This window comes from Streptomyces sp. NPDC048441, from assembly GCF_043200235.1.
Taxonomy (GTDB): domain Bacteria; phylum Actinomycetota; class Actinomycetes; order Streptomycetales; family Streptomycetaceae; genus Streptomyces.
On the sequence record NZ_JBICXM010000013.1, the window covers coordinates 262,458 to 270,187 of the forward strand.

At 68.2% G+C, this 7,730-nt stretch carries 7 protein-coding genes and 1 pseudogene; 4 read left to right on the top strand and 4 right to left on the bottom strand.

The features are described from left to right. Positions 1-352: 352 nt before the first annotated feature. The 3 genes from ACGFSB_RS29300 to ACGFSB_RS29310 are packed head-to-tail and all read right to left on the bottom strand — an operon-like array spanning position 353 to position 2,042. On the bottom strand, positions 353-616 hold the full coding sequence (locus ACGFSB_RS29300) for a hypothetical protein (RefSeq protein ID WP_393405410.1): 264 nt from the start codon (positions 614-616) through the stop codon (positions 353-355). After that, positions 613-1,482, bottom strand: a complete 870-nt coding sequence (locus tag ACGFSB_RS29305) for an alpha/beta fold hydrolase (RefSeq protein WP_393405413.1) — start codon at positions 1,480-1,482, stop codon at positions 613-615. The genes ACGFSB_RS29300 and ACGFSB_RS29305 overlap by 4 nt, the downstream gene beginning before the upstream one ends. After that, positions 1,479-2,042 (bottom strand): cupin domain-containing protein, encoded by a 564-nt coding sequence (locus ACGFSB_RS29310; RefSeq protein WP_393405415.1) that lies wholly within the window; start codon positions 2,040-2,042, stop codon positions 1,479-1,481. Before ACGFSB_RS29310 ends, ACGFSB_RS29305 begins: the two co-directional genes overlap by 4 nt. 167 nt (positions 2,043-2,209) lie before the next feature. On the opposite strand from ACGFSB_RS29310, the gene ACGFSB_RS29315 reads away from it, so the two are divergent. The 3 genes and pseudogenes from ACGFSB_RS29315 (at position 2,210) to ACGFSB_RS29325 (ending at position 3,727) form a co-directional block, all read left to right on the top strand. After that, positions 2,210-2,665, top strand: a complete 456-nt coding sequence (locus tag ACGFSB_RS29315; RefSeq protein ID WP_393405417.1) for a MarR family winged helix-turn-helix transcriptional regulator — start codon at positions 2,210-2,212, stop codon at positions 2,663-2,665. Between the two features lie 131 nt (positions 2,666-2,796). Beyond that, positions 2,797-3,094: pseudogene (locus ACGFSB_RS29320) on the top strand (carboxymuconolactone decarboxylase family protein); the annotation flags it as partial. 258 nt (positions 3,095-3,352) lie between these two features. After that, a complete protein-coding gene (locus ACGFSB_RS29325; protein WP_393405453.1) occupies positions 3,353-3,727 on the top strand; it encodes a hypothetical protein in 375 nt (124 codons plus the stop codon). A gap of 28 nt (positions 3,728-3,755) precedes the next feature. Here ACGFSB_RS29325 and ACGFSB_RS29330 read toward each other — a convergent pair whose 3' ends face one another. Next, positions 3,756-6,521, bottom strand: coding sequence for a DEAD/DEAH box helicase family protein (locus tag ACGFSB_RS29330; RefSeq protein ID WP_393405451.1), 2,766 nt, complete (start codon positions 6,519-6,521; stop codon positions 3,756-3,758). A gap of 386 nt (positions 6,522-6,907) precedes the next feature. Between ACGFSB_RS29330 and ACGFSB_RS29335 the strand changes: the two genes are divergently transcribed. Further along, complete coding sequence (locus ACGFSB_RS29335; RefSeq protein WP_393405419.1) at positions 6,908-7,477, top strand: transcriptional regulator; 570 nt, start codon at positions 6,908-6,910, stop codon at positions 7,475-7,477. Positions 7,478-7,730: the final 253 nt, after the last annotated feature.

Below are 7,730 nucleotides of genomic sequence, written 5' to 3' on the forward strand. Positions count from 1 at the left end.
CCCAGCCCCGCCCGCCATGGCGGCCTCCCTCACCGCCCGCCACGTTCCTCCCTTCATTGAGGGTGCGCCGTCTTGAGAGTCGCTGTTCAGCGGGTCTTCCGTTCTTCCGTGACGTTCGTTCGGGGCGCTCGGGCTGGTGGTGTGCGGCAGTCTGAGTTGCAGATCGTCTGGCAGGGCAGTTTCGCCGGAGACGCGGGAAGGGATCGCCGCGCGACGCACGGAGCTGGACAGGCTGGAAGAACAGCTGGTCAAGCAGTTGGACGAGGTACGGGCCGAGCGGGACGAACTCGCCGTCGCTATAGGGGTCCTTGAGCGGATGAGTGAGCAGGTCACCGAGGAACGTGCCGCAGCATCACCGGTATCTGCGCAGGTGGGAGGCCGGACGGTGTGGATGATCCCGGACCGTGAGCCGGGAGTGGATCAGACCGTGCTGCCGCCGGAGTATCAGCGCATCCTCGCCGTGGTGCCCAAGACCGGCGGGCCGGTCACGGTCCGCCACCTCGGCGACGAGCTCGGTCTGGACACCGGGGTGCGGGGCAAGCCGGAGCCGCTGCGCGGGGAAGCTGCGGAAACTGGCCGACCGCGGCTGGCTGCACGAGGCCGCGTCCCGTGTCATTCGTCGAGGAACGCGAGGAGGTGCCCGACGAGTTCGCGCGGCGCCTCCTCGCCGAGGAAGTGGCCGCTGCCGGGGACGACGACGCAGTTCAGCCGAGGGCAGACCGGAGCGAGCGCCGGCCTGAGCCGGTCTCCCGCGCCGTACTCGCCGCCGACCGCGAGCACCGGCATCGGGAGTGTGCGGTCCGCCCCGGCCCAGGCGCGGTTGGCGGCGGCGTCCTCCAGGAGCGTGCGGTAGTGCGCGAATCCGGCGCGCAGTGACTCCGTTCCGCGGTAGGCGTCGACGAACGTGGCGATCCGCTCGGGGTCCCAGGCGGCGGGGGCGTGGCCGAGATCGCGGAACCACCGGTCGAAGAAGTCCTGCTCCTTCCCGGCGATCAGCAGTTCGGGCATGTCGGGCGCCATGAAGAACCCGAAGTGCCAGCGCCCGCCCGCGGACACGTCCATGGCCCGTTCGAGCCCCAGTCCGGGCAGGGCCAGATCGGCCAGGACGAGGTGGGAGACCCGGTCCGGATACAGCCTGGCGAAGGCGAAGGCCACCATTCCGCCGATGTCGTGGCCGACCAGGACCACCGGTGCGCGGCAGCCCAGCACGTCGAGTAGCTGGGCGAGGTCCTCGGCCTGGTTCTCCTTGCCGTAGCCCGCCACCTCGCGCCGGGAGCGGCCGAGGCCGCGCAGGTCGGGCGTGATCACCCGATGGCCGGCGCGGCTCAGCGGCCCGGCGACGTGCCGCCAGGCCGCCGAGGTCTCCGGCCAGCCGTGCAGCAACACCATCGGGCGGCCGTCGCCGCGCTCGGTCACATGCAGCTGTGTGCCGTTGACCTCGTGCATGCCGTAGACCTCCCGCTGCGGGGCGGCCGGGCTCACAGCAGCTCAGTGCGGTACTGCGCGGCGAGTTCGGCGGCCCTCCGGCCGCGTTCGCGCTGCTCGGCCTCGGTCAGCTCCGGCGGTGCGGCGTCCGGCCCCGACACCGGGTCGGCGACCCGCAGGAAGTACTCGTCCTGTCCGGCGGGGGTGCACATGCACAGCATCCGGGCCGGCGCGTCGGAGATGTTGCGGAAGAAGTGCGGCGCCCTGGCCGGGATGTTGACGGTCTCCCCGGCCCGCACCCGCACCGGCTCGCCCCGGAAGCGGAACTCCACCTCACCCTCCAGGAGCGTGAACATCTCCTCGAAGTCGTGCCGGTGCGGCGGCGGGCCGCCGCCCGGCGGTACGCGCATGTCGATGAGGCAGTAGCGACCGTCGGTCTGCTCGCCGGTGACCAGAATGGTGTAGATGTCCCCGGCCAGCGCGATGTGCCGCACCCCGCCGTCCGGCGGCCGGACGACCGTGAGTTCCCGCGCGGGATCGTCCGGCGGCAGCGTCGCCCCGGCCCCCGCCCCGGCCGCGTTCTCCATGCCCTCTGCCTGCTCCGCCTGCTCGGTCATCGCGTCCTCCGCTCGGATCCAAGCCGCACGGGCCGCACCGGTAGCCCCTGGTGGCACCGAAACGTGTCACAGGATCGTGCACAGCATCAAGTGCTTTATCAGACACTTGATATTGAGATTGCTACTCTGAACCGGCATACGACGATGCGGGACCCAGGAGGACGTTCGTGGCCCAGGACTTCAGTCAGCGCCTGCCGTACTTGATGCGCACGGTCAGCAACGCCATGTCGCAGCAGCTGGAACGGACGCTGCGCCGCCTCTCGCTGACCCACGCCCAGCTCGCCGCCCTCGCGCAGCTGGGCCTGGAGCACCCGGGGGCGCTCTCCGGGGCCGAGATGGGCCACCGGGCGGGCGTCACGGCCCAGGCCATGTCCAGCGCCCTGGCTGACCTCGAAGCGCGCGGCCTCGTGGAGCGCCGGCCCAACCCCGGCCACAGCCGAGTGGTCGACGTGACCATCACCGACGACGGCATCGCCCTGCTCGACCGCGCCCAGACGGCCGCCAGGGACGTCGAGGCCCGTGCCCTGGCAGCCCTCACCCCCGCCCAGCAGCGCCAGCTCCGGGCGATCCTCCGTCGGCTCATGGTCTCGATGGACCTCTATCTGCCCGATATCACGCCCTGATCCAGCCCTGCACCCGACGGACGCTTGCCGCACAGGCCGTCCGCCCGTGGCCTCACATACCGGATTCCTGCCTCGTCGTCATACCAGGGGTGAACACGCCCTCGCGAACACCGCAGGAATCGGAGGCCTTTATGGATGCCCGTCTCGACATGTCCTCCACCCCGGTCGCGTCCAAGGTGGCGAAGCACGCCGCCGCCGCCGGCGGGCCCGTCAAGAGCTCGGTGCTGCCCGCCGCCACGGCCGAGTTGGTGGCGCTCCGCACCAGCCAGATCAACGGCTGCAGCCTCTGTGCCGACATGCACACCGAGGACGCCGCGAAAGGCGGGGGGAGAGACCGCACAGCGTCTCCACCTGGTCGCGACCTGGCGGGAGGAGACGGTGTTCACCCCCGCCGAACGTGCGGCGCTGGAGCTCGTGGAGGAGGGCACCCTCAATGAAGGACCCATCACTATGCTCGGGCCGACGCCCACCGACACACCACACGTCCGGGACACTTCGAGGCTTACGTTTCGGGGCCTACGTAGTGTTCGAGGACGAGACCGGGCCGATGACACCGCCCATCGCCCGCACGTGGGTCGGCACGTGGGCCGGCGCGGAGACACGCCCGCGGTACGAGTGCGAGGACGGTCCAGGCGCCGCTTCCCGATCGCCGCCCTGTGCTGCAACAAGACCGGCGAGACCCCGCGGTTGATCCACCGCCCCTACCGGCACCGCAAGCGTTTCGCCTGGACCGACTACCGCGACCTGCCCGTGCGCGCCCACCTGCAGCTCGATGCCCTGAATGTTTTACTTTGGGGCAATCTCAACACTCACCGGGCCGCCGGAATGTGCCAGCACGCCACCGAACACGACTGGCTCACCATTGGGCAACTCCTCTCCTGCTCGCCGGACCTGAACCCGGTGGAGGGAATGTGGCCACTGCTACGGCGTGGCCCGCTGACCGACGTCACCTTCACCGACGACGAACATCTCGAACACGTCCTGCGTCACGCCTCTGTGCTGTATCCAGCACCATCCCGAACTCATCGACGATTGCCTCGCAGACAACGGGCTTCCGCCTGACCTGCCATCCGACAACACCCCGAAGAAGTCAGCACTCCCTCTCGCTGCCCGCACGGCGCCCTTCGAGCTCGTCACCAGCCCACACGAGCCCGAGGACTGCGAGCTGCCCAAGCTGTCCGTCCGTGAGCCCCCTTCGCCTCTGCCGGGCAGTGTGCAGACGCTGACGAAGCCGGATTTCGACACCGTCGATGACGGTGCTCCATACAGGGTTGACTACATGCCGCCCCTCCCCATCCACGAGAGGCCCCACCTCGCGGACATGCTGCCGGGCAGCGGTCACAAGGAACTGGAAACGCTCGGCACGGCTGTACCGCCGTACTACCGGCCCGCCTGCTTGCGCCTCACCGACCCACCCCGCCCCGCTGATGACACCCGGCTCTGACACTCCGTCCACCAGAGTGCTCTCCGTGCCCCCGGCCTCGACCGTTCCCCGCCGCGCGCCGCCCGGGACAGTGCCGATGCCCCGCTGACGCAGCGCCTGATGCTGCTCAGGGCGCAGAACAGCCCACCGCCCCAACTGCCCACCCACCCACTGCCCAAGGTCTTCACCGCCATACCGCCGTGACCCGGCAAGCAGCTCACCGATCGTCCCGCCCTCCTCCAGATACATGTCGATCAGCTCAAGACGGCGTTGCCAGGCCACATCCCACAAGCCCATCACACGCCAGGGCACAGGACGGCCGTTCACCCGCAGCTCATCAAGCCCGGCGACCCGCACCGGCCACCGCCGGGCAAAAGCGGGCCGCCGGCAGTCAGTCATGATCCGCCCAATGTCGTGGACCACCCCACCGACCAGAATGGTCTCCTCACGGCGAGGCAGCAGATGACGATGCCCGGCGGCGTACGCACCAATGGCCCGCCACACGGCCTGCCACCCCTCCGACCGCGGCGCCCACTCGATCCCCCACTCCTCCAACTGCCCCGCGAGCCGACCACCGAGTTCGCCAGCCCGGTAGGCCTTGCGCCAGGACTCGATCTGCACCCCGAGAAGGACATCGCCTTCACGATGACCACGAGGCACCTTCAGATGCCCCGTCCGCTCCCTAAAACGGCGAGCGGCAGCCAGAGCACGAGAAACATCACCGTCGAGACCTTCACGCACACGAAGCCGCACCCACCGAGCCACCTCCGAAGGGTCACGCTCGGCCAGAACGAACCGCAGCACCCCCACAACCCCCTTCCCTCCACCCTCACCGGCCCCCTCCCAACCACCGGCCGACTGCGCCTGGTGCACCGTGCGAGGGGTAGCCAGCTGGTCGATCACCGCCTCACTGTGCGCACGCAGCGCACGCAGCAGAGCCACAACACCATCCCAAGCCGGCCCATACAGATCACCCCGACTACCAGCCTCGAGATGCACGACGGGCACCACAATGGTGGCAACCTTCTCCGCAACCCCCACCACCTCCGACCCTCTGCCCCACGAACTCTGCTGCGCCGCCTCACGCTGCTCGGCAGGGATACGCAACGCGCGGCCGACACACTGGACCAAATCGACAGCACCCTGACGGGGATCGATGAACGCGACCGCATCGACCGCCGGCACATCAACACCCTCACCCAGGAGACGAACCGAGGCGACCACACTCAAATCGACCTCCCGCCCATCCCCGCCGCGACCCGAGACAAGCCGCTCCCGCAACGCGATGCGCCGCTCACCGTAGGTGCTCTTGGCCGACAGCGACGCACCCCACACCCGCCGCGGTACAGCCACACCCGCTGCACCCAGCCGCCCAGCCTGCTCAGCAAGCGTCACAGCGAAAGCCTCAGCATCCTCGACACGATTCGCGTACGCCAACACCCGCTCCAGCCCGTACTCCCGCGCAGCCTTCAACAACGCGGTCTGCTGCGCAGCCAGATACAACCCCCGCACCCGCTCACCCGCCCGACCCTCCAACGCCACAGCCTCCTGCAGCACCGGATCATCAATCTCGGCGACCACAATCTGGAACCTGGCAACCAACCCAGCAGCCTGGGCCTGCTGCAACGTCAGCTCATAAGCCACCGGCCCAAACCACGCAGGATTGTCCATCGACGCCAGCGGCTGCTCCCCACCCACCACGGGAACCCGTACACCCAGCTCATACCCGCCAAGCTCCGCCACCTCACGCCCGCCCCCTGCCTCCTGCCGCGCCTCACGATCTCCTTCGGCGCCCGGCCGGGCCGACTCCTCGACGCTGGTGCCGCCGTCGCCATGGTGGGGGAGGATGCTCCAGATCCTGGGGGTAGCGGTCAGCGCGAGACGCCGCACAGCAGGCACCGCATCCTGGTCATTGACCAGAGACCAGGTGGTGGTGCCAGCACTACGATGCGCCTCGTCGGAAACGACCAGATCCCACGCGGGCAACGCCGGAATGCCCGGCACATCCAGAGAATGCGCCTCAGCGATGGCAGGGATGGAGGCATAGGTAGTGAACACCGTCCACGCCCGATGCCCCTGCAACTCCAACTGACGCCACCACCAAGCAAGTTGCGCCGAACTCGTAGTCGCCGACACACCATACGAGGCGAGCACCTCATCACCCGGCCCCAGCGAACACACCGCAGCCATCGCCCCACGACGCCCACCATCCCGACAGAACGCAACCAGATTCTGCTTCACCAACTCCAACGTCGGCCCCACCACGAGAACCCGCCCACCCGCCGCCACCCGATTCGCCACCTCGACCGCAAGCCGCGTCTTACCCGTCCCACACGCCATCCGCACCTGCGCCCGCAACCCACCCTCACCACCACCGACCGGGGCCTCCAACGCCCGAACAACCGCCTCGCAGCCCATCACCTGATGTGGCATCAGCTTCTGCACTTGCCTCGTCTCCCGCCTGAACTTCGCAGTGGTTCAGAGAGTTACTTGTGTTCTGACATCATTTCACACATGTTTTCATTCTGTTCTAGGCAGACTGTTCCCTTTGCGACGTCCGGGCTCACGCAGGTATCGGGTGGCGAGGGGGGGGTGTCACATAGTCTGGGTCGCGGATTAATCAGAACAGCATTTACCGGAGTGTCTGTATTCGCTCAACCGATTACGTCTATTCGCTCAACCGGTTACGTCGCCCTATGGTCCGGTTACGTGGCCCTGTCGTCCGATGACGTCGTCTTATGGTCTCAATTTCGGGTGTATGTGGCATGGTTGCGGTATTGTGGGGGTGGCGGGTCTTGGTGGATGGGGGGGGGTTCGGGGTGCCGGAGAGGACGCATGATTTCGGTTATTACGGGGCCCGGGGGATTAAGGGCAGTGAGGCTGTCGCACGCCAGCTCGACGAGCTCGCGAACTACATTGCTACCCCCGTCACCGCACCGCGTGGTCTCATGGCGCGTCTGCACTACCTGACGAGGACCGGCCACGCCCGCCAGGCCGCACGTCAGGCCGGCCTGATGGTCACCGACCGCACGGTCAGGGCCTGGCTGGAGGGTAAACGCCGTCCTTCTCCAGCCAGTCTCCAGCAGATCGAGACGGCTTACCGGGCAGTGCGCCGGCAGAACGTAGCCCGTTACCTCCTGCGCCGGCTGAACAGCGGGGGAGGGACCAGGGTAGAGATCCACCCCTTCAACCAGTCCCACGTCGACCGGCGGTTCCAGCGGGTACTGGAGTACCGCAGCCTCAACGTCCGCCAGTGGGACGACGTCATCCACGCATGGGAGACAGGAGACCCCGACGCCCTGGACACCGCATGGGTGGACATCATCGTGGACCTCGGCTCCCAATGGGGACAGTACGAGTACGTGTCAGCCATCGGATTCGCAGCATAAAATAACCCCCCGTCACCCCCCCCAGCAAAACCCAGAACTGACCCACCATCACCAACCAGCCCCCACCCCTCCCGCTGCCGCCCCTAGTGAAAACCGCGGAGCGGATTTCACCCTGGAATTCGCGAAGCGAATACCAGCAGCCCGAATCGCGAAGCGATCCGGGCCCGGCCCGCAGGGCCAACGGAGCGCGGAGCGCTCCGAATCTCCCGCCGCGTAGCGGCGGCGCGTCGTGTCTGCGGAGCAGACCGCGCGC

Excerpts from the sequence above, each read along its gene's own strand:
- ACGFSB_RS29310 (WP_393405415.1), bottom strand. The coding sequence starts at position 2,042 with ATGACCGAGCAGGCGGAGCAGGCAGAGGGCATGGAGAACGCGGCCGGG.
- ACGFSB_RS29330 (WP_393405451.1), bottom strand. The coding sequence starts at position 6,521 with ATGCCACATCAGGTGATGGGCTGCGAGGCGGTTGTTCGGGCGTTGGAG.
- ACGFSB_RS29300 (WP_393405410.1), bottom strand. The coding sequence starts at position 616 with ATGACACGGGACGCGGCCTCGTGCAGCCAGCCGCGGTCGGCCAGTTTC.